General features: G+C 47.7%; 16 protein-coding genes. 1 reads left to right on the forward strand and 15 read right to left on the reverse strand.

Features of this window, described 5'->3' with window-relative positions:
• Positions 1-261: 261 nt before the first annotated feature.
• The 7 genes from ggt to yegD form a co-directional block, all read right to left on the reverse strand.
• Entirely contained in the window at positions 262-2,028 is a 1,767-nt protein-coding gene (ggt, locus tag ACR2PX_RS07390; protein WP_433998712.1) for a gamma-glutamyltransferase, read from the reverse strand.
• 114 nt (positions 2,029-2,142) lie between these two features.
• Positions 2,143-2,838: a class I SAM-dependent DNA methyltransferase gene (locus ACR2PX_RS07395; RefSeq protein ID WP_433998713.1), complete on the reverse strand. Its 696-nt coding sequence runs from the start codon at positions 2,836-2,838 to the stop codon at positions 2,143-2,145.
• Between the two features lie 93 nt (positions 2,839-2,931).
• The gene (locus tag ACR2PX_RS07400) at positions 2,932-3,684 is read right to left on the reverse strand and encodes a glutathione S-transferase family protein (RefSeq protein ID WP_433998714.1); all 753 of its coding nucleotides are present in this window, start codon (positions 3,682-3,684) and stop codon (positions 2,932-2,934) included.
• Positions 3,685-3,793: 109 nt separating this feature from the next.
• Positions 3,794-4,330, reverse strand: coding sequence for an RNA polymerase sigma factor SigZ (sigZ, locus tag ACR2PX_RS07405; protein ID WP_433998715.1), 537 nt, complete (start codon positions 4,328-4,330; stop codon positions 3,794-3,796).
• Between the two features lie 47 nt (positions 4,331-4,377).
• The gene (gene vapC, locus ACR2PX_RS07410) at positions 4,378-4,791 is read right to left on the reverse strand and encodes a type II toxin-antitoxin system tRNA(fMet)-specific endonuclease VapC (protein ID WP_433998716.1); all 414 of its coding nucleotides are present in this window, start codon (positions 4,789-4,791) and stop codon (positions 4,378-4,380) included.
• Positions 4,791-5,030: a type II toxin-antitoxin system VapB family antitoxin gene (gene vapB / locus ACR2PX_RS07415; RefSeq protein WP_433998717.1), complete on the reverse strand. Its 240-nt coding sequence runs from the start codon at positions 5,028-5,030 to the stop codon at positions 4,791-4,793. Before vapB ends, vapC begins: the two co-directional genes overlap by 1 nt.
• Positions 5,031-5,171: 141 nt before the next feature.
• On the reverse strand, positions 5,172-6,524 hold the full coding sequence (gene yegD, locus ACR2PX_RS07420) for a molecular chaperone (RefSeq protein ID WP_433998718.1): 1,353 nt from the start codon (positions 6,522-6,524) through the stop codon (positions 5,172-5,174).
• 453 nt (positions 6,525-6,977) lie between these two features.
• Between yegD and ACR2PX_RS07425 the strand changes: the two genes are divergently transcribed.
• Positions 6,978-7,973 carry a hypothetical protein gene (locus ACR2PX_RS07425; RefSeq protein ID WP_433998719.1) on the forward strand — a complete coding sequence of 332 codons (996 nt, stop codon included), beginning with the start codon at positions 6,978-6,980 and terminating at the stop codon, positions 7,971-7,973.
• A gap of 287 nt (positions 7,974-8,260) precedes the next feature.
• Here the strand turns inward: ACR2PX_RS07425 and ACR2PX_RS07430 are convergent, their stop codons facing one another.
• From ACR2PX_RS07430 to hsdR, 8 genes are all read right to left on the reverse strand, one after another.
• Complete coding sequence (locus tag ACR2PX_RS07430) at positions 8,261-9,307, reverse strand: restriction endonuclease (RefSeq protein WP_433998720.1); 1,047 nt, start codon at positions 9,305-9,307, stop codon at positions 8,261-8,263.
• A 38-nt stretch (positions 9,308-9,345) separates the two neighbouring features.
• Positions 9,346-10,113 (reverse strand): retron system putative HNH endonuclease, encoded by a 768-nt coding sequence (locus ACR2PX_RS07435; protein WP_433998721.1) that lies wholly within the window; start codon positions 10,111-10,113, stop codon positions 9,346-9,348.
• A complete protein-coding gene (locus ACR2PX_RS07440; RefSeq protein ID WP_433998722.1) occupies positions 10,110-11,411 on the reverse strand; it encodes an AAA family ATPase in 1,302 nt (433 codons plus the stop codon). The genes ACR2PX_RS07435 and ACR2PX_RS07440 overlap by 4 nt, the downstream gene beginning before the upstream one ends.
• A complete protein-coding gene (locus ACR2PX_RS07445) occupies positions 11,408-12,718 on the reverse strand; it encodes a restriction endonuclease subunit S (protein ID WP_433998723.1) in 1,311 nt (436 codons plus the stop codon). The genes ACR2PX_RS07440 and ACR2PX_RS07445 overlap by 4 nt, the downstream gene beginning before the upstream one ends.
• 29 nt (positions 12,719-12,747) lie before the next feature.
• Complete coding sequence (locus ACR2PX_RS07450; protein WP_433998724.1) at positions 12,748-14,394, reverse strand: N-6 DNA methylase; 1,647 nt, start codon at positions 14,392-14,394, stop codon at positions 12,748-12,750.
• A gap of 75 nt (positions 14,395-14,469) precedes the next feature.
• Positions 14,470-14,934: a Fic family protein gene (locus tag ACR2PX_RS07455; protein WP_433998725.1), complete on the reverse strand. Its 465-nt coding sequence runs from the start codon at positions 14,932-14,934 to the stop codon at positions 14,470-14,472.
• A 1-nt stretch (position 14,935) separates the two neighbouring features.
• Positions 14,936-15,946 (reverse strand): hypothetical protein, encoded by a 1,011-nt coding sequence (locus tag ACR2PX_RS07460; RefSeq protein WP_433998726.1) that lies wholly within the window; start codon positions 15,944-15,946, stop codon positions 14,936-14,938.
• Positions 15,947-16,071: 125 nt separating this feature from the next.
• The gene (gene hsdR, locus ACR2PX_RS07465) at positions 16,072-19,608 is read right to left on the reverse strand and encodes a type I restriction-modification system endonuclease (protein WP_433998727.1); all 3,537 of its coding nucleotides are present in this window, start codon (positions 19,606-19,608) and stop codon (positions 16,072-16,074) included.
• Positions 19,609-19,839 lie beyond the last annotated feature (231 nt).

Here is a 19,839-nt window from a genome sequence, read left to right on the forward strand (position 1 = left end):
CGGTTTGAGACAGTTTTTATGATTATTTGAGGCGAATAGCGAGCTATTCAACGAAAAGAATCATAAAAAATGGCCAAATCAGGCTTTTTCGCAGTAGGTCAGTGGTAAGTCCGACAGGCTCCTAGTAAAAGTCAGCCAGTTTGTTATCGACATAAAGGCCCGGATGCAAGACATCCGAGCCTGCCAGAAATCAAAGTCACTCTCTCAGTGGCCTATCCTCTATCCACCCGAAGTCGAAGCAAAACTCAGGGCAAGCAAAGGTTAGATACCCACTGCTACGCCTTCCCGGCGGGGGTCAGCACCGCCCTCAAGACCCTCTTCCGTAATTACAATTCCATGGAGTCCACTGTTCAGCTCTCTTACTTTCACGGGATACCCCAGTTTTTCCAGTTCAGATTTCAAGAGCTCTGCCTCGGTATCCTGCTCCAGCTCATAGACTCCAAATGGATTCAGCTTATGCGGTAAAGTAATCGCTTCCTGTATATCCATCCCCCAGTCAATATGCGCTATCAGGGTTTTGGCAACATAACTGATAATACGACTGCCGCCGGGTGATCCAATCACCATATAAGGCCGACCCTCTTTATCCATAACAATGGTTGGCGCCATAGAAGACCTTGGCCTTTTACCAGGTTCAACACGATTGGCTATGGGCGTACCATTTTTATGGCTGGCAAAGGAAAAATCGGTCAATTCATTGTTCAGCAGGAAGCCGCCCACCATCAGACGTGAACCAAAGCCATTCTCAATGGTTGTGGTCATGGATAAAGCATTACCCTGGGCATCCACAATGGAAATATGGCTGGTAGAAGGCAGCTCAATGGACTGGTCATCAGCCTGAAGAGAAGCATGTTGCCAGGTGGGCTTGCCCGCTGAAACGGTCTTCAGTGCCTGATCAGACTGGAGCAGCTGTGCTCTGCCTGCCAGGTATTGGCTATCCAGAAGCCCCTGAACAGGTACAGGGACATAGTCACTGTCGGCCAGATAACGGGCCCGATCCGCAAAGGCCAACCGTGAAGCACCTGCAAACAGACGCCAGGACTCCGGATTCACGGGCCCCAGGCCGGCCAGATCATAAGACTGCAAAATACCCAGAATCTGCCCCACAGTGGTTGCACCGGAGCTGGGAGGCCCCATGCCACACACAGAATATTGGCGATAGGCTGAGCACACCGGTGAACGCTCTTTTATCTGGTAGTTTTGCAGATCCTTTTTTGAAAGAACACCAGGATTGCCTTTGGCTTCTCTGACGGTTTTGACAATCCTGTCTGCCAGATCCCCTTCATAAAAACCCTTAGAGCCTTTGCTGGCAATCAGTTTCAGAGTCTTGGCAAACTCAGGATTTTTCAAAAGTGCACCTGCCTGAAGCGGCTGCCCTTTTGCATCAAAGAAGTACTGGCGGGTATCCGGATAACGACTGAGTCTTTTCTGATCTTTGGCAATCAGGCTGGCCAATCTGGGAGAAACGTTAAAGCCTTCTTCGGCCAGTTTAATAGCAGGTTGGAAAAGTTCGGACCATGGACGTTTACCATAGCGCTGGTGCATGTCTTCCAGCAGTTTGACAGTACCTGGTGTACCCACAGAGCGCCCGCCAACCACTGCATCATAGAATTGCAGCGGTTTGCCATTATCATCCTGGAATAAGGTAGGTGTTGCTTCTGAGGGTGCCGTTTCCCGGCCATCCAGTGTGGTTAGTCGGTTCTTTTGGGCATCAAAGTAGAGAGTAAATGCTCCACCCCCCATACCGGATGACTGAGGCTCAACCAGATTCAGAACCAGTTGAACCGCAATGGCGGCATCTGCGGCAGAACCTCCTTTTCTGAGAACCTCATCGCCTGCTTTTACTGCCAGCGGGTTGGCCGCTACCACCAGATGTTTGCTGGCTTTTACCAGACGCTTCTCTTCAAATCCTGTCGCTTCTTCCGGTGCCAGATCATCACTGACATCCACTTCTTCGGCCTGCACGGTAAAATAGGCAGCCAACAGACTGGCGGTGATAGCACACCGTCTGAAAATTCCCCCAGACATGAACAGACTTCCTTTAGATTGTTTTTTTAATCAGGTCGGCCCATGGTTTCAGTGTTGGCAAAAATGTGCAATGACCCCATTCATTTTTCTTCGCTCATGGCTGTTTATGTTTTGCTATCGACTCTCGCACTTGAAGAAAATAAAGTTGGGTGTTGTGGATAACCTTTTATAGCTCTCAGCACACAGAGACTTCATTCGTTCCGAAGGTTTTCCTTCTGACAGATGAGTCACACACAGACCAGCTTTAGCCAGACTTTCAAACCATTCCGTCAATGAACGACGATAGAAGCTTACCTCTACCGGATGACCGACTGTATCCCACTCTTCCGTGATCAGCTCTCTCTGAAAGTAATTGCCGGAAGGTGACACTTCAAAGTCCACAACAGGGTGATGAGTAGAAAAGATGAATACCCCACCTGGTTTCAGAAGACGCTTCACATCACCAAACAATACACTGACATCTTCAATGTAATGCACAGTCAAAGGACAAATTATGACGTCATAGCAGGCATCTTGTTCTTTTGGCAGCCCCAGAGAGAGATCCTGTGAATAAGCTTTGACGTTATCACCCAGTTTCTCTTGGACGATCTCAACCATTGCCTCTGAAGCATCTACTGCGGTCACAGTTGCTCCCTGATCAGTCAGATACTCCGCGTAGACCCCTGGTCCACACCCCAGATCCAGAACACTTTTCCCCGCGAGATCAGGCAACATGGCAATTAATGATGGGCGCTCCAGGTTGCCATTGTAGATATTATCGGTAATGGCCTTTTCATAATTACTGGCGTACTGCTCGTACATTTTGCTCATCCTGACACTCTCTCTGATGCTTATTATCTGTAGGTAAAAGAGTATCAGGAAACCCTATTCCAACTATTCGAACAAACGCTAATAAATGCTTTCTCAACAAGAATGAGCCACTTTTTCTTGCTCAAATTCAGTCTCACAGAAACCGATTTCTATGCAGCACTCTTCCAAATTAAAACCGTTGCATTCCTCTCCTGGTTCACAACGGCCCAGAAAGGTTTCCTCAGACAGATAAAAGCCTGTGAACTTTTCAACAAAATCATCAGAGACAGTCTTTTCTGCCAGACCGGTAGCCAGCAGGCTTTTTTGCCATGCTTTGGTTTTGGGATAAAAAGCCAGGAAGTCGTAGCCCGTGTTCTCTTGAATGATATGGGCACGGTGCAACACGGGCAGCCAGGCCAGATCGACCATACTCAGTGAATCGCTATTGAAGAATGAAAACTCGCCCAATACCTTCTCCACTTTGGCAAAAGCACTGGCCAGTTTCTCGGTACGTTCGATCAGGGTGGGGGCATCCTTACTTCTCTGGGCAGAGCATTGAACCAGATACTGCTTGCTGCCCAGATAACTCCAGGCACGATTCAGCGCTTTCTGCTCTGCACTCAAACCAGACTGTAATGCGGGATAAGCGTCTTCCAGATACTCAGCAATGGCATCAGATTCAAACAGGGCCGTACCATTTTCAGTGACCATCACAGGTACCTGGCCGTTCGGGGAAAGATCCAGAAACCACTGAGGCTTGTCACTCAGACTGATGTACTCAATTTCATAAGGAATGTTCTTGGCTTCCAACATTCCGGTAATGCGTTGCACAAATGGGCAGATTTTAAAGCTGATAATTTTCAACATGGTCTATACCTCGATTCTGCGACGACCGGTCAGATCGGTCTTTTAATGCGTTGTCGCTTATACAGACGCGAGGTATAAAAAAAGGACGCAAAAATTATTAAATTTCTTTTTAACACTCCCCACAGCCAGGCTTTTTAGGCTGGTAATCCGTCACACCACCCCGACCGACTTCAATGTCACAGCACTCAGTAAAACGTTCTCTTAACTGGGCTCTACCCCGTTGTATACGACTCTTGGCTCCCGACAGAGACAAACCCAATTCATCTGCAACCTGCTGCTGATTCATACCTTGCAACTCAGCCATCTCCAGAGGCAGTCGATACTTTTCGGGAAGCTCCTTGATGAGAGGGTCCAGGCAGCGGGCCAGCTCTTGATGAGCCAGATCTGGCTGATTGGTATCAGGCTCTTCCAGTGATTCTGATAATTCGGTGACTGGCTTTCGCTTACGAAAGTGATCCATGATCGCATTGTGAGCAATACGGTAGAGCCAGGCTCCCATATTGCTTTCATCTTTCAGTGTATGGCTATGAGTATGGGCTTTGATGTAAACATCCTGAAGGATATCTTCGGCCGTTGCAGGATCGCCTACTTCCTTGATGACAAAACTCATCAACCGGGCTTTGTGTTCTTGCCAGTGATTTAACATGACTTTGTACTCCTGTTTGTACTCCTGTTTGTACTCCTGATAGCCAGTTAAGATTCTATCTGGTCAAGCCAATTCTCAACACGAAGCCCATCAACACGATCAAACTCTTTTCGGTTATTCGTCACAAGGATGAGGCCTTCACTTCTGGAATGGCCTGCAATATGCAGGTCATTCACTCCTATTGGAGTGCCCTTGCGTTCCAGATCAGCTCTTATATCGCCATAATGAGCTGATGCTTTGCGACCATAATCCAACACTTCCAGACGAGTGATAAAGCGTTCAACATGACTTCTATTTCTTTTTGGGTCAGAACTCTTCTCAACACCATGTAATAGCTCAGACAAAGTGATCGTACTTATAGCCATCTGATCATCGTGACGATTGAAAATATCGAGCAACTCCAAAGGCCGGCGCTTGATGGTATAGATCACCATATTCGTATCCAGCATGTACTTCAGCATCAGAATGACTCCCGGTCGGCCTGCTCTTGTGATGCCCTCTCTTCCATAAAATCATCAGTAACCTCTTCCTCGGTTTCTGCTAAAAAAAAGGCATCCCATGTATGTCCAACGGGTGACAGGATACGATCCTGACCTCTTACTCTGACCTTTACTTTCTTGATGTCATCCGGAAAACGGGTCTCAGCAGGCAACCGAACAGCCTGGGTTCTATTGTTTACAAAAACAGTGCCTTGAGCCATGGTGATTCCTCGAACTATTGCTATATACAAAGTATATATAGCGAATGCTATATATCAAGGCTATATACGCTATATATTCCAGCATAACAATGGGAAAACTTTTATGACTAAAGTGGTTTTTATCCAAAGTCAGAGCAATGCTTACTTAAAGCACAGCTCGGCATATCGAGCCAGTCCCGAAGTCACAGAACCATCAAAGTCGCCATTAACGATTGGTATGCCCGGCAACGCGGCAGCCAGTGCTTTTCGGATCAGAGGTGAGCGAGCCGAGCCACCTGTGATGTAAATAGAATCCGGTTGAGTACCTGCCTGAATAATCGATTCGGTCACCAGGCTGGTAATCCCTCTCAGCGGGGTAGCAATGGCCTCTTCCATTTCTGCTACATCAACGGGAATACTCAGCAGTTCAGTCTTTAAATCAACTTGTGCGGTATGGAGAGCATTCTCTCCCAATGCAATTTTGGTATTTTCAGCTTCCTGGATAATTCCATAACCCAATGTGTCCTGGTAGACACGAAGCAGTCGGCCTACTTTTTCCGGGTGTTCCGCCCTAGCTACCGTTTGCTTCAGCTCTCTCAGGTTGTCATAGGCATAAAATCTTCTTTGTGCCTCAACATCCTTGATGGCTATGGGATCCCAGAAGTTGGTTGTGGGTATCGGTCGACCTTTCAGACTATGGGTATCCTTGCCAAACTCCGACATAAAGCGTTTGAAAGCAATGGCAATATCCAGGTCATTACCCCCAATAAACTTGCCCGAGTGGGCAATCATTGAATCTGCCCGATCTTCCTTCTCAAACCAGCTTGGCCCCATTTTCAGCATGGAGCAGTCCGTTGTACCCCCGCCTATATCGACGACCAAAACTGTCTTGTCTTCGGTCAGCGTTGACTCATACTCAAGTCCGGCCGCCACTGGCTCAAATTGAAACTCAATCTCCTTGAAACCCGCCCGTCTGGCTGCACGATGCAAAATCGCCTGAGCCTGCTGATTGGATTTTTCCCCACCCCGATTATGGAAATTAACAGGACGCCCTATCACAGCCTGTGAACAATCTTTCTGCAGGAACTTTTCAGCCTGAGACTTCACATTGACCATCATGGCACAGACCAGATCTTCAAAGATTGAAAGCTGAATATCCCGCAGCCCCAGCAATCCCAAAAAGGATTTGGGCGACTTTACGTAGTAAGTCTCTGTTGGGTCTTCCAGATACAACGCGGTCGCTTGCTGGCCAAAGCGAACATCATCAGGCAACAGGCGAATGCCTTCTTCTTTATTGGTCCTCATCGAACGGCTCAATAACGCTTCACCCACCTCACCTTCAGGCAGGATATTCATAAAGCGATACAGAAACTCAGACACAGACTCTCTGTTGGGTGCACTCAATGTAGAAGGGATGTAGTACTCATCCCCCATCAGAGGAATAGGCTGAATACCTCCATCAACCCTGTGTGCCACTGAACAATTAGCAGTGCCGTAGTCAAAACCTAAAGCCATGTAGCCTCTCAATAAATGCCTGGTCAGTAAAATCTATGGGAACAAGAGCAAAAGAACTTTTTTCAGATGATAAACGAAACGTAAAGTGAGCAGATGGGTTTTCGATGACCTTTTTTTGGACAACTGTCATCGAAAGAGCAAGATTAAACGTTTTACCTATAGACAGGTCAACACTGAGAAGAAAAGTTTTTTAATTATGGGACCTCGAATTCCAGCTTTGACGCTCAATTCTCTGTCGCCTACTTTTTATCATTATTCTGAGTCATTTAAACCCTCCCGAGAAGGCATACTCATGCAGTTCCGTTACGCTCGCGTTCTATACAGAGTCAGAACCTTCCCCCAAGAGGACATCGCTCAGGGCTAACAGGTCTTAGGTTTCTGTGGGATAAGATTCGGCTCCTGGATTTTATAGTCGACTTACCCATTTCTGATTAATGATAGGGAGACTGACCGATGCGCTGGATAGTTGTACTTGTTCTTGTCTTTTGTACTGCAGTATCTCAGGCGGATTTTAATGCCTACACGCCTATTGAAGAAATCAAGGTTGATCCTAAAAAATCAGTTCTGACCCTGAACATTATTATGGGAGAGAAGTCCTACAGGTTTGCACTGGATATGGAGTATTCGGATATCTATGTCGTCCGGGCTGTGGTTAAAGATGCACTCGAATATCAGACGGGCCTGATCAAAACCTATCCCGGCAGCCCAACACCAATATATGTCCCTGATCTAAAGTTTGGGGGTTATCACCTGGAGAAAGATTATAGAATTTTTTCTATGTCGGATGACATGTTGAAGAAGTATCCAGCAGATCAGTTTGATGGAGTACTGGGTAGTCTCTTCATTGCTAACTATATCTGGCGTTTTACAGCCAATAGCGTTGCTGTTTATGAAAAGAAGTACAGTGACTCGAGGGATTATGGTTCCTTTGTGCCCGTATTCAGAGAGACTGCACACTATCAGGCAGAGGAAGAAAGCAATGTTGAGATCACCAGAGTTGTCATTCCCGCTTGCTTATCAGGGATAAGTGATCCATTGCGAATATACCCTTCCTTCACGCTTAAAAATCAGTGGTCAGCGGTTATTGGTGATAATGATAAGTGGCTTGAAGAAAAGTTTGCTTCTGAGTCACCGACTCTTTCTCTGAGTGCGCTTCAACCCAGCTGTGGATCAAAAGATAATGGGTTGTATCAGGCTTACCCTCTCTGCCAAAAAGTTCCCTACCCGGACAGCCCACCTTATGAATGGATGCAGGAAGACAAGGTTAATCTATTTGCGGAAAATATCTCAGTCATTCATAAGCCCAAGAATGAACTTCTAGTGGGCTGCCCGTCGCTGAGCGTTAGCCTTCCTCAACTGGCCAAGAATTATGGTGCCATTGTGTTACACGGATTGTCTTATCTGCATTTTGAGAGTTACAGTACTGGAGGGCGATTGCAGCCTTATTAAGTAGACCCGGTGCATGGCCTGATATTTACCATACACCGGTCAACTACCTATTCAACGCGCAGCAATTGTAGGAGAGCAATAAAGTTGGAAACTCAACTCTCCTGCAGACCGCATTCTAACGTTCGAAAACACAAGTCCTCGAAGCTAAAGTTGGAAACAGTGCTTTTCACATTTAGGTGACATCTGGCCAAATACCCCACAACCAGGCCAAAAACAGGCGTCCTGCTGGAACTGTGCAAAATGCTAGATCCGACACCCAAGCTCTGAGCAACCCGATACCACTATAATCAATCTACTGTCGCGACAGTCCAGTTGCGTTTCAGGGGTAATTCCGCTTTAATTTCATCATCCAGCTTTTCATAATGCTGGAACAACTGCTCAAGCAAATCATGCTGTGTCCAAAGCCTGACCCTAAAGAAGCTGGAGGCCAGTTCCTTCTGGACATTACCTTTGAAGCCTCCCCAGGCGACAAACAACCCTTGGGTAGCATTGAACTTGGTCATGGCTCCCATGAGCTTATCAACGGTAGGGCGATCAATCTGACCATCACCTGACTTCACTTCAATACAGATGCGCTGACTTCCAAAGCCCATGGGGCCATCTCCCGCCAGAATATCTGCCCCTCCATCGGCCCCTTCCGGGCTTTGCCAGCAGGTATACCCCTGAGCTTCCAGAATGGCGGTGACCAGTCGAGTCAGACTATGCCCTTTGAATTTGGCTTCGATGAGCTTAACGATCTGAGCATGAGCCAGCTCTTCCAGATTAGTGTCTGCATTTTCGTCACTGGCATCATCGTCACTATCTGTTGCTGGGGCTGCTGACTTTATGATTTGTTTTTGTGTTTCTGGCGCCCAGCCAGAGCGTGCCATTTCTTCTAATCGCTGCTCAGCATTATTCCGCTTTATACGACAGACCGTCATAAAAGCGCCGAAGCTGTAGAGTAAATCCTGAGAAAAGTGCGAGCGAGGTACTCCATTAGCCTCCCACTCAACTGAGCGCCAGTGGAAATAGGGGTTATCGGCATCAGGCTGATGCTGATAATCAGATAAAACCTGACCCACATAAACTACAGGTTGTGTTTTTGAAGGCAGTACCACTCTGTCTCCCTTCTTCATAGCATGAGCAAAAGGCCAAATCTGGCTGGCATGATTGATCAACCGCTTCGGCTTCTCATCTCCATAGAGTTCACCCAGATGGACAATTAACTCACTACGCTCATGAAGACTATCCAGCGGGAGATTAAGATCATCCCATGTCAGGTAGATACGGTTTTCCTGCAAGAACTTCTGTTCGTACTGGCCTTGTGCGCCAGCTCTTACTAACCAGACGGCCATGTGATAACCCTTCCATTTTTATTAAGGCAACAAACGACTTAACCGGTATAACTTATCGCCTGAAGGTGGTTCTCAGCTTCTGTGCCCAGGTACGCACGAATAGAGCTGAAAAAAGCAGGCCAGTTACCATGAGAGTTTTTTCGAAGGTGTATTTTTGCCAGTTTTTTTCTGGCTTCAGCTACAGACACTCCTGCAGATACCTGTTGTCTCATTTCCTGATTCAGCTTATCCAGAATCCGCTTGCGGAATTTGGTTAAACGCTCGGCATTCAACCGCAACTGATGAAGGGTATTATCCACCTTATCTGTTGCAACTCCCGCTGTTTCACAGCCCGGCTTATTTTTCTTAAGCTCACCGCTGGATCGTTCCACCAGAAAAAGACAGGGAAACGCCGGAATCTCCATTGGATTCAGAATCACATTATCCAGAACCTGGTCTGCTTTGGGCACATCACAGGAAAAATCAGGTGGCGTAAAGCGCTCATCAGCATCAACAACATGCCTTTGGTTGCCACCATGACAGCAACCCAGCAAATTCTGCCAGTCCAATCCCCAGTTATGGTCCGATGACAGGTCTGACTTGGGGTGAAAATGCTCAACCCGAAAGTCGGCATTACCGTGGTCGTCTGACTCTTTGAGATCAATCTCACAATAGGCGCAGATGCCCCCCTGATTTGTACGCAATGCTCTTTTCAGTTGCTGCCTGCGGGAGCGCTCCTTTCTGAACTGTTCCCAGGTATTTTGTGGTGTTCTGGTGTTGTAGCTCGTCAACAGCGGGGGCTCAGCCCTCTTAACGATTCTTTTCATTGTTGCTGGCGATCCCACTCCTTCATCTGAATATCCATATCCAGCCGCTTCAGTTCCGGCTCATGTTCACCACCCCAGGCATCCAGCTGGCGGCGCAGATTAACAGCTTCTGTTGAATCCCACTGGTCATCTTCTACCAGCTGCTGATAACGCTTCAGGGTTTGTACAATATCCAGTGTTTCTACCCGGGGGGATGCCAGCCCTAACACCTCCTGCAAAACCTGTTGCGCCTCAGCACCTTCTGAAAACTGAACAGGTACAAGTGTGGGTTTGCTATCCTGCCAGTCGATTACCCGCAGACACTCAGGTTTAACCGAAGAGACCACCTGGGCGCTGTGGGTAGACACAATAAACTGCACATTGGGGAAGGTGCGCATCAGATCAAGCAGAATGGTTTGCTGCCAGCCCGGATGCAGATGAAGGTCAACCTCATCAATCAGTACAATGCCTTCTGTTTGCAGTGGGTCTTCCATATCCGGGTTGGCTTCTGCCATACGGGCAGCAATATCCATGACCATGGCCAATGTTGTTCTGTAACCATCACTGAGCTGTTCTATACGCAGCTGCCGGGTGGTTCCGCCTTTCTTCCAGTCCACCTGAATACCAGCCGGTTCAGCCCCCCTTGGGTTGCTGAACGCTGGTAAAAGGCTGGCAATGGCTTTGCGAATGGCTTTCAGTTCGGGCAGTTCAACCTCGAAGGAGCGGGCATCCTTTTGCAACTTGGCTTCACGGTCTTCCAGAACATAGAAGTACTGAACAAAGCGGCGGAAATTGGTGCGGCTTTCCAGAGAGCCATCAAAAGAGTCCAGGCGGCCAAATTCGGCACCAAAGCCCCTTTTGCGCTGGGGCACATCAAACACACCACGGCCAGTGCCGTAGTAGATAAACACCGGCAACTGGTAGGAGAGACCATCGTTACGGGCATCAATAAATGTGTCGACATAATCATTGAGTTGTTTTACGCCTGCACCCTCCGGAATCTGGCTGGCGGTTTTTTTGGTCTGGTCGCGTTTTTCAGTGCGATCCCAGGTTATTCCATTAGCACTCTCACAATGAATACGCATATAGGGCGGCTGGCTGCCATCAGCAAACACCTGAAAGTCCGTTTCTTTGGGGTTGGAGCCCTTAACTTTGGGCACACGGGTCAGAAACAGGTTTAAAGCGGTTTGTACGCCATCAAGTACGGTGGTTTTTCCGGAACCATTACGAGCCACAAGCACAGTCAGCCTGTTATGAAAGCCGATTTCAAAATCATCAAAACAGCGGAAATGCGTTAAGCGGAGTCTGTTTATTTTCATGCGGCTCTACCCGGTCCTGTTCTGGCGCGCTTTTTGGGTTTACCTTGTCCAGCTGCCATTATGGCACGCTCGGCTTTGATTTTCTCCAGCAGTGCCTCTGCGGAATTTTCGCCACTGATTAACTCTGGGTTATCCTTGCGCCACTGTTCGGTCAGCTCGCCCCGGAAGGCTTTGGCGAGGATGGACTGGGTAAGATTGCTGACTTTTGCCAGGGCAGCTTCGGTTTGTTTTTCGATGGTGTCGGCGTGAGTGAAGAGTTGTTCTATTTTTTTGACTATTTTTAATTGGTCTTCCAAAGGAGGAAGGACGATGGCAGCCTTCTTAATAACATCAAGAGTAATTCGTTGATGGCCAGCAGAAGACTTCAAAGAACTGTATATATGACTTGTGAATTTATCGGATGAAAAGAAATACTCAAGATATTGAGCATGACTTTGGTCTTTTAAGCGCGCACAAAATAACCTGTCTGGATACTGGACTTTATGTGTGAGTCCTTTGACCAGTGCACAATTGCCCACATACTCCGCCGAACCACTCAAACGTGTAAAAATAAGATCACCATTCTTCAAAAAATTATCTTCATTTATTTTGGGCGAATCTTCGAGATGCTTGATATCCTGGTAATCAATCACCATCCGTCTAACTGCGCTTGATCTTAATATTGGAACACCAGCCTCTAAACTTGATGGTTTCTCTGCGGAACCACTTCGGAGCTGGCGCAGCAATTTTGAAAACTCTAACGTTTCCCACCGAGATGCATCAGCATGAGTCAACTTCCCATTCACAGCAGCAGCCAGTACCGATTGGCGGAAGCGCTTCAGGGTTTCGCGGGTGCGTTCAAGGCGAGCTTTGGTGTTTTCTACCTGTGCCAGCAGGGTGTCGAGTTTTTTAGCGATGACTTTTTGTTCAGCTAATGGTGGAACTGGAACAGGGATAACATCCAAATTCCCCTTATTCAGTTTTGGCTGAGCAGATCCAGTTACCCATGGTTTTAAATCCAAGGAATTTACATATAGAGAAATATATGTGCATGGCATTCCACCCAACATTTTTAGTGCATGAGCATGATTGTTAACCCAATATTTACCACCAACAATAAATGCCAGTGGTTTCGACTTTGACAGTAGATTAGCCCCATCTTCACCTATGAGAATATGCTCTCCCTCATGAGTAAAGTCGTTTAACGAATCAATTTGCCCAGTGGCTCCAAAGTAAGGGTAATTGCCTTTTATCTCAGCTCGTTTTGCCAACGATATTGGTTTTCTAAGATTGTTGGTATTAAGGGCAACTTCACCAATGCTGGACATAGCCCATTGCTGGGGTATTATTTCCGTCATCACTCAACCCCACCCAAAACTTCAGCCATCAGAGCCTTCTGCCCATCCGCAGCTTCGCCTTCCCCCAGCTCCCGCATCAGACTATCCAACTCACCCAAAGCCTGCACCAGCTCACCCATAGCTTCTCCAGCCAACACGCCGGGTTCAGGCAGGTTTGCAGCATCTACGCTATCAGCATCTTTCAGCCAGCTGATATCGAGAGAATCGGATTTATGTTCAGCAATCCACTTACGGGAGAAACAACGCCAGCGACTGTGGGCAAGTTTTTTATCCACACCTTTATTTTCATCGGTGCTGTCCAACTCAATCTCTTCTGCATTAAAGCTCCACTCACCTTCGGTGCGCTTGCTTGTGCCGTCAGGTTTCTTCCCAAATACTTTCTCGAAGGGCTTCAGTTGCGCTTGACCAAAGGGATTGCGCTTACCAAAGCTGGGCATATTGGTGCGCAGGTCGTAGACCCAGGTGGTTTGGGTGCAGTTTTCTTCCTGGAATTTGTCGTCCGCTGTACCTTTGTTGAAAAACAGCACATTGGTCTTTACCCCAGCGGCGTAAAAAATACCGGTGGGCAGGCGCAGAATGGTGTGCAGGTTGCACTTGTTCATTAAATCCTGGCGGATAACGGTACCGACACCAGCTTCAAACAGCACATTATCGGGCAGTACAACTGCAGCTCGACCACCGGGTTTGAGGTTGCGGTAGATATGCTGCAGAAACGCCAGCTGTTTATTACTGGTAGGGAAAGTTAGGTCTTTCCGAGTAATAGACGCCTCCCCACCTTTACTGGTACCAAAAGGTGGATTAGCCAGAATGACATCAGCTTTTGGCAAATTAACGCCGACCTGACCCAAGGCATTCCCCAAATGCACGACACCGTCAGCACCCCCTTCCATACCGTGCAACAGGCAGTTCATTAAAGCCAGACGACGGGTCGAAGGCACTAGCTCAACACCGATAAAGGCATCGTTTTTCTGGAAGCGCTGTTCTTTGGCAGTCAGGTCAAACAGATCATCGGTTTGTTTTTTGATGTAGCTGTCTGCAGCAATCAGAAAGCCTGCGGTGCCTGCAGCGGGATCTTGAACAACTTCTCCAGGTTCGGGCTTCATACAGCGAACCATGGAGTCAATCAAAGCACGAGGGGTAAAGTACTGCCCAGCACCCGACTTGGTTTCGTTAGCGTTTTTCTCCAGTAAACCTTCATAAAGGTTACCCAGGCCGTCTTTCTTAGCATCGAACCAATTGATCTTGTCCAGCTGTTTGATCAATTGTTCCAGATGACGAGGTTCACGCAGGCGGGTTTGGGCATCAGCATAAATCGCTGTGATCAATGGATCGCTATGAATCTGCTTTTCAATGGTTTTGCCGGGCTCGTTCGGGTCAGCTTCTGTGCGCTTGCCAGTAGACAGCGCCAGCAGCATCTGTCTGTAGTCATTCAACAAGATGATGCCAGACTTATCGTTCAGATCGGTCCAGCGGCAGCCTTCTGGCAGTGGGTGTTTTTGAAGCGTGCCTGCTTCGGTGTTTTCATGCACCATTTTGATAAACAGCAGCAGGACCAGTTCGGTCACGTAATCGGAATAGTTAATGCCGTCGTCTCTGAGTACGTCACAAAGGTTCCAGAGTTTTTGAACAATGTTGTCGCTGGTCATCGCTTCTCTTCGGGCAAAGCCCGCCTTATATGCAAAAATGGGTGGTAATGAGTGACGCTAGAACAGGTGGATAGCCTATCTGCTAATGCTCTGGCTAACGGCTCTGGCTATTCTCAACTTCAACGCCTCAGGGAAGTCGTCATCTTCAATCAGCGAGGTGATGATGTCCCCCAACAGCTCTTTATCAATGAGATCTTCGGCCAACCAGACAGCATAGTTTTCCATAGTATGAACAAATTTATGAACGCAAAAACCGAGCCCGTTCATTTCAAGAAAGTAGGCACCAAGGGCAATGCTTGAGCGTTTATTGCCATCGACAAAAGCATGAAACTTGTTCACACCAAATACCAGGTGAGTCAGCTTGGCTTCCAATGTAGGGTAATACCGATCATTTTGAATGTGCTCTAACACGCTCTCCAGAATACCCTGGTCTTTTATACCCGCTCGGCCACCGGAGTGTTCAATAATCCAGTCATGTTCTTTAACAGCATGGGCGGCATCAAAGTAGAATAGCGGCAGATCGTCGTTGTTTTCATACATATCAACGATCCTTCAGTCGTTTGAACACCGCCAGTGTTTCCGGGTCAGACAATCGTTCTTCCAGCGCCTTGCCGGTTTCTCCCATAAATCGTTCAAAGTCAGTAGCCGGAACGGCTTGAACATAGGCCTGTAACTTCTCATGGAGAGCGTCCCGAAAGCAGAGGTCACGGCTGGCCATACGGGTGCGCGCCTGTTCCATCGTTGGCTTGAGGTACGGGTTGTGCTCTATCTGGGCGATAATCTCATCCAGTTCTTTCGGCCTTAGCTTGCGGCCCAGTTCCTCACTGCGGGTTTTCATCTCATGGGCCAGGCCATTTTCAATACTGGCAATCGCCTGAAGGACTTCTGCATACATGCTATCCCTGGGATTTTCTTTCTCTGCCAGTTTGAGAATCTGCCTGTATTCTTTGGCATCCTCATGAAACACAGCCTTGTAGACTTTGTTGGTGTACACACCGTATTTAAAATTGCCCATATCCAGATAGTCCCGAAGTGCATGGGTGAACACTTCCCGATAACTGAACTCTTGATAGGCTGCAGGTAAAAAAGCTTCGTCACGTTGATTGATAAACTGAGTGTGACCACCGGAACGTTCAGCTATAACGTCAATGACAATATCAAGAATACGACTGCGAATAGCTCTGGCTTTCTCACTCTCGGTGAGCAGCATAGCCAGGTTCAGAAAAGCCCGAAATGAGAATACCCCTAACACCGTTGTTTTGGTACCGACATCAATGTCGGTACCAAAACTATTTTTCAACTCTTTCAATGACTTACCACGAAGAACACGATAGCCATTAGTGACCAGTTCCTGCTCATGGCTGGTCAGATAGCGCTCCACTGTACGCTCATCAACCCCCAGTAGCCGAACGACCTGAACCTTCGTGAGAAGAATGTCCCCTTGCCATGTAATCCCACCGATCCCCAGGTGTTCCTGTATTTTCTCCAGCGCGTAGGGATTATTCAGTACATTCTGCCGATCAATGGTGGACGTGGTCAGGTCATTAGACATAGGGGTTCCTGGATAACATTAAGCCTTACGCCTCCCAAACAAGTCTGAAGGCCGTTTCTCTCTGAGTTGGTCGGATACTTATACCTCTATTTTCATCCAGATTGGTATCTGCAACAAGTCAGAGCTTATCCGTTCGCCGCTTTTGATGGCTCCCAAAGTTCGTCATTCAACTGTTCGAGGACATGATTGAGACTGTCTTTCAGAATGTTGTTAAGCTGCTTCGCACCACCGTGGTCGGCAAAGCGTTCGTTGACAAACTGCCGGTCGATAATCACTTCATGCTTGAGTTGCTTGGCCAGTCGGTCCAGCCATCTGCGCTGGGCTGGTGTCCATAAATGGCTGGCATAAATCGCTTCCATGGCCTGGCTCACTCTCTGCTCGAAAGGAATCAAAGGCTCCCCCAGTGCTGCCCGGCGGATATGCCCGATAATGCTGGCGGCAATGTCCTGATTAGTCTGGTTTCGTACCGCCGTTTGCAGTTTAGCCTCTGAGTAACCTGCTTGATCCAACAGCAGCTTGATTTCTTTTAGCTGTTCCCGGGTCAGGTCACTTGGCCTATTGACGACAACAGACAGAGCCACAGACTCATTAAGCTGTTTTTGAATAAAGTCGTTAAAACTTTCCAGATAATCTTCTGGACGCTGGTGTTCACCATAGCTCTGGATGCGCTCTTTAATTTCATCAGGGTCGTGGGAGATCACCGGTTTGTATTCAGAACCAATCATGCTGAAAACTTCGCCAATCTGGTTCAATAGCCCGGTATGCTTCGTTATAAACTCTGACGCTTTACGTGGCCCCAGAGTACGCAAATGGCTGTGCAGATTTTTTGGCTCCACGCCCCACAGCTCCTGCAGCTCGTCCAGTTTGTTCTTTAGCGCCGGGTTGCTTTCGGCTTTTTTCTCAGCCTTACGCAGCACTCGCATCAGCTTCTGACCTAACTGACTTAACACCGCATCGGCCTGGCTTTCCCCTGCCTGCTCACCGGGGCTGTTGAGAGCCGTTTCCAGCTTGTTCTGGTCGGTGAGCTCTTCAACCAGTTGCTCCAGAGTGATATTGGGGTTTTTCACCAGCGGCTTCATGGTACTGACTTCACTCAGAGCCTTGTAGATACCCACCGGGTCATAAATACGGAATACAGTTTTGCCGATCTCATCGCAGCGGCGGGTGGCACGCCCTACCATCTGCTCGTACAGAATTCGGGATTTCACTCGGCGCAAAAACACCAGATTACAGATTCTGGGGACATCAATACCTGTGGTGAGCAGATCAACGGTAATAGCAATGTTTGGATAGGTTTCGTTTTTGTAGCGCCGAATCAGCTTATCTACTTCGTCACTCTGACCCGTGATTTTAGCCACTGAGATCTGTTTGTATTCGTCACCGTAAAGTGCTTTAAAGGCTGTATCCAGCTGTTCCTTAACCATGTCTGCATGGCGATCAGTGACACAGAAGATCATGGTTTTTTCCTGACCGAAAGGGTCCAGCTCCTGCACTAGCTGCTCACAAACCACCCTATTAAAATCAAGTGTGATGACTTTGCGGTTAAAGGCATCCACATCAAAATTGAGTTCGTCTTCCAGTTCTTCAGTCACCACTTCTCCGGTCTGGGTATCAATGGCGGTAACCGTTTCACCCTTTTCAAACTGAATACCTTTCTCTGTCAGTTTTGTTTTGTAGCGGATAGGGGGTTCATGGTCGATCAACCAGTCATCAGCAATCGCTTCTCGGTATGAGTATGTGTACACAGGTCGACCAAAGATATCACTGGTATGTTTAGCTGGCGTAGCAGTCAGACCAATTTTCACAGCATCAAAATAATCGAGGACACGCCGGTAACTGGACAGATACTGGCTGGCATCCCGGGTGGAGATTTCGCCCTCTGTCATTTCCTGATCCAGGGTATAACCCCGGTGGGCTTCATCAACAATAATGCAGTCGAAGTCATCTACTGGAGGTGGGGCGTCAGATGCAAAGATCCGTTTAACCATCGCCTGTACTGTCGCTACTTGGATACGGGTTTCGGCTTCTGCCGCCATATCACCCAGTTCAGCAATGTTATAGATTTTGGACAAGCTCTGGTTTTGCTCCAATGGAGCTTCTTTAAAGTTGTCTAAAGCCTGATCACCCAAGGCTGTTCTATCTACCAGAAACAGTATGCGCTTGAACCTCTCAGTCTTAAGAAAGCGGTACATTAGGCCAATGATGGTTCGGGTCTTACCTGTACCTGTCGCCATAGCCAGAAGAGCATCACGAATACCTTGAGCCAAGGTGCTTTCTACAGCCTTAATGGCCTTTTCCTGATATTTACGAAGGCGCAGGTAATCAAAGCCTTCCTGTTGGAGTTTTTGCTCTGCAGCTTCTTTGCTTCGCTTTAGCAGATCATAGAGGCCATCAGGGGTATGGAAGCCCTGTAAAGCCTTAGCCAGATTACTGTGCTGACGTACATCCCGGAACCAGGTACCGGACTGAGTCTCCAGCTGTTTGATGTAAGGACGACCATTGCAGGAATACACGAAAGGAATCTGATAATGGCTGTCCTGCTCATCAGGCCATGCAATGGTTCGCCCGGCTAACTCCCACGCTCCTTTAACCGGAGCTTCAATCTTAAACCCTTTGCTATAACGCTCGGCCTGAGGGATTTTACCAGCAACATCAGTGTTTTCTTTCTTGGCTTCAACAATTGCTATGGGAGTGAGTCCCCGGAACAGGACATAATCGGCTCGTCCTCTTTTGCCCTGAAAACGAGTTGGCCATTCAGCGATTGCTTTGTTTTTGTCCTTCTCTGGTTTTGCCCCCTTTTTCCAAGTCAGCTCTTGAGTATCCGTTTCCCAGCCAGCTTCTATCAACTGCTGATCAATCAGAATCCGAGTTAGCTCTTCATTCAGGCTAATGTTCTGACTGGCACTCTGGGTCTTTTTCGTGACTTGCTTGCGTTGTGATGAACGAGCATTGTCTGATTGTTTCTTGATTTGCTTTTGCAGTTCAGTCAGCCGGGCTTCATATTGTTTCTGCTGATTAGCCAGAGCTTTTTCATGGGCTTTTGCCTGCTCTGCCAGCTGTTGGGACTCCTCATCCATGGCATGCGCCAGCGCTTCGTATTCGTCTTTTTCTTGTTGGGTCAGGTCGTTCAACTGTTGGCTGGAAGCAAGTTGCCCACTGGCATCCGTCAGCTCACCTTTCAGCTTTTCAATCTCTTCCTGAAGCTCTTGTAGCTGCTTGCTTGGGTCACTGGGAACTTTGAACTTGCCAGGCTTGAACTGAGTTCCCTGTTTACCAAAAGATTGGTGATACCAAACAGCTAACTCCCTAGCCATTTTCAAACCGTCAAGAGCTTCTCTATGTTGAGTACGGAACTGATGCGTGGCGATATTGCCTTCCCTACGTAGGGTATGAAATAGCTGTCGTACTTGCGGGCTAAAACGGATTTCCTGGTGAAGCAGATAAAGCAAGTCGGCCTGTGTTGTTTTTTCCTCCAGCTCAATTCCCACTCTGGCAGCAATATCCTGGGCCAGGGCTTCACCCAGCTGGCGAAGTTTGATCAGTGTAGTATTGGGGTCACTGGAAAAGGATCGTTCAGCAGCAGTTGCTAACTCAACAAAGAGAGTGTCATGTTCATTCAGAAAATGAAAATTTGAAGGCTGAGCATTATGATCTGTGGCCATGAGCTGTCTCCCTGATATTACTTACAGCCCTCTTGGACTATATGAACTTCCTTCACTGCTAGAAGATTAAAAATACTTGGTCTAGGAGCCTGTCGGACTTAAGGCTATTTCGGCCTAAATTCCAGAAAGAACGGCCCAATTATTCGATGAATTCGATTAAATAGGTCAACTATTCTCACGAATCCATCGAAGCTGTCTAGAACGCTCAAGACTGTCGACTCGTTCTACTGA

It is taken from the genome of Endozoicomonas sp. (assembly GCF_051008435.1).
Classification (GTDB): domain Bacteria; phylum Pseudomonadota; class Gammaproteobacteria; order Pseudomonadales; family Endozoicomonadaceae; genus Endozoicomonas_A.

Excerpts from the sequence above, each read along its gene's own strand:
- ggt (WP_433998712.1), bottom strand. The coding sequence starts at position 2,028 with ATGTCTGGGGGAATTTTCAGACGGTGTGCTATCACCGCCAGTCTGTTG.
- ACR2PX_RS07395 (WP_433998713.1), bottom strand. The coding sequence starts at position 2,838 with ATGAGCAAAATGTACGAGCAGTACGCCAGTAATTATGAAAAGGCCATT.
- ACR2PX_RS07400 (WP_433998714.1), bottom strand. The coding sequence starts at position 3,684 with ATGTTGAAAATTATCAGCTTTAAAATCTGCCCATTTGTGCAACGCATT.
- sigZ (WP_433998715.1), bottom strand. The coding sequence starts at position 4,330 with ATGTTAAATCACTGGCAAGAACACAAAGCCCGGTTGATGAGTTTTGTC.
- vapC (WP_433998716.1), bottom strand. The coding sequence starts at position 4,791 with ATGCTGAAGTACATGCTGGATACGAATATGGTGATCTATACCATCAAG.
- vapB (WP_433998717.1), bottom strand. The coding sequence starts at position 5,030 with ATGGCTCAAGGCACTGTTTTTGTAAACAATAGAACCCAGGCTGTTCGG.
- yegD (WP_433998718.1), bottom strand. The coding sequence starts at position 6,524 with ATGGCTTTAGGTTTTGACTACGGCACTGCTAATTGTTCAGTGGCACAC.
- ACR2PX_RS07425 (WP_433998719.1), top strand. The coding sequence starts at position 6,978 with ATGCGCTGGATAGTTGTACTTGTTCTTGTCTTTTGTACTGCAGTATCT.
- ACR2PX_RS07430 (WP_433998720.1), bottom strand. The coding sequence starts at position 9,307 with ATGGCCGTCTGGTTAGTAAGAGCTGGCGCACAAGGCCAGTACGAACAG.
- ACR2PX_RS07435 (WP_433998721.1), bottom strand. The coding sequence starts at position 10,113 with ATGAAAAGAATCGTTAAGAGGGCTGAGCCCCCGCTGTTGACGAGCTAC.
- ACR2PX_RS07440 (WP_433998722.1), bottom strand. The coding sequence starts at position 11,411 with ATGAAAATAAACAGACTCCGCTTAACGCATTTCCGCTGTTTTGATGAT.
- ACR2PX_RS07445 (WP_433998723.1), bottom strand. The coding sequence starts at position 12,718 with ATGTCCAGCATTGGTGAAGTTGCCCTTAATACCAACAATCTTAGAAAA.
- ACR2PX_RS07450 (WP_433998724.1), bottom strand. The coding sequence starts at position 14,394 with ATGACCAGCGACAACATTGTTCAAAAACTCTGGAACCTTTGTGACGTA.
- ACR2PX_RS07455 (WP_433998725.1), bottom strand. The coding sequence starts at position 14,934 with ATGTATGAAAACAACGACGATCTGCCGCTATTCTACTTTGATGCCGCC.
- ACR2PX_RS07460 (WP_433998726.1), bottom strand. The coding sequence starts at position 15,946 with ATGTCTAATGACCTGACCACGTCCACCATTGATCGGCAGAATGTACTG.
- hsdR (WP_433998727.1), bottom strand. The coding sequence starts at position 19,608 with ATGGCCACAGATCATAATGCTCAGCCTTCAAATTTTCATTTTCTGAAT.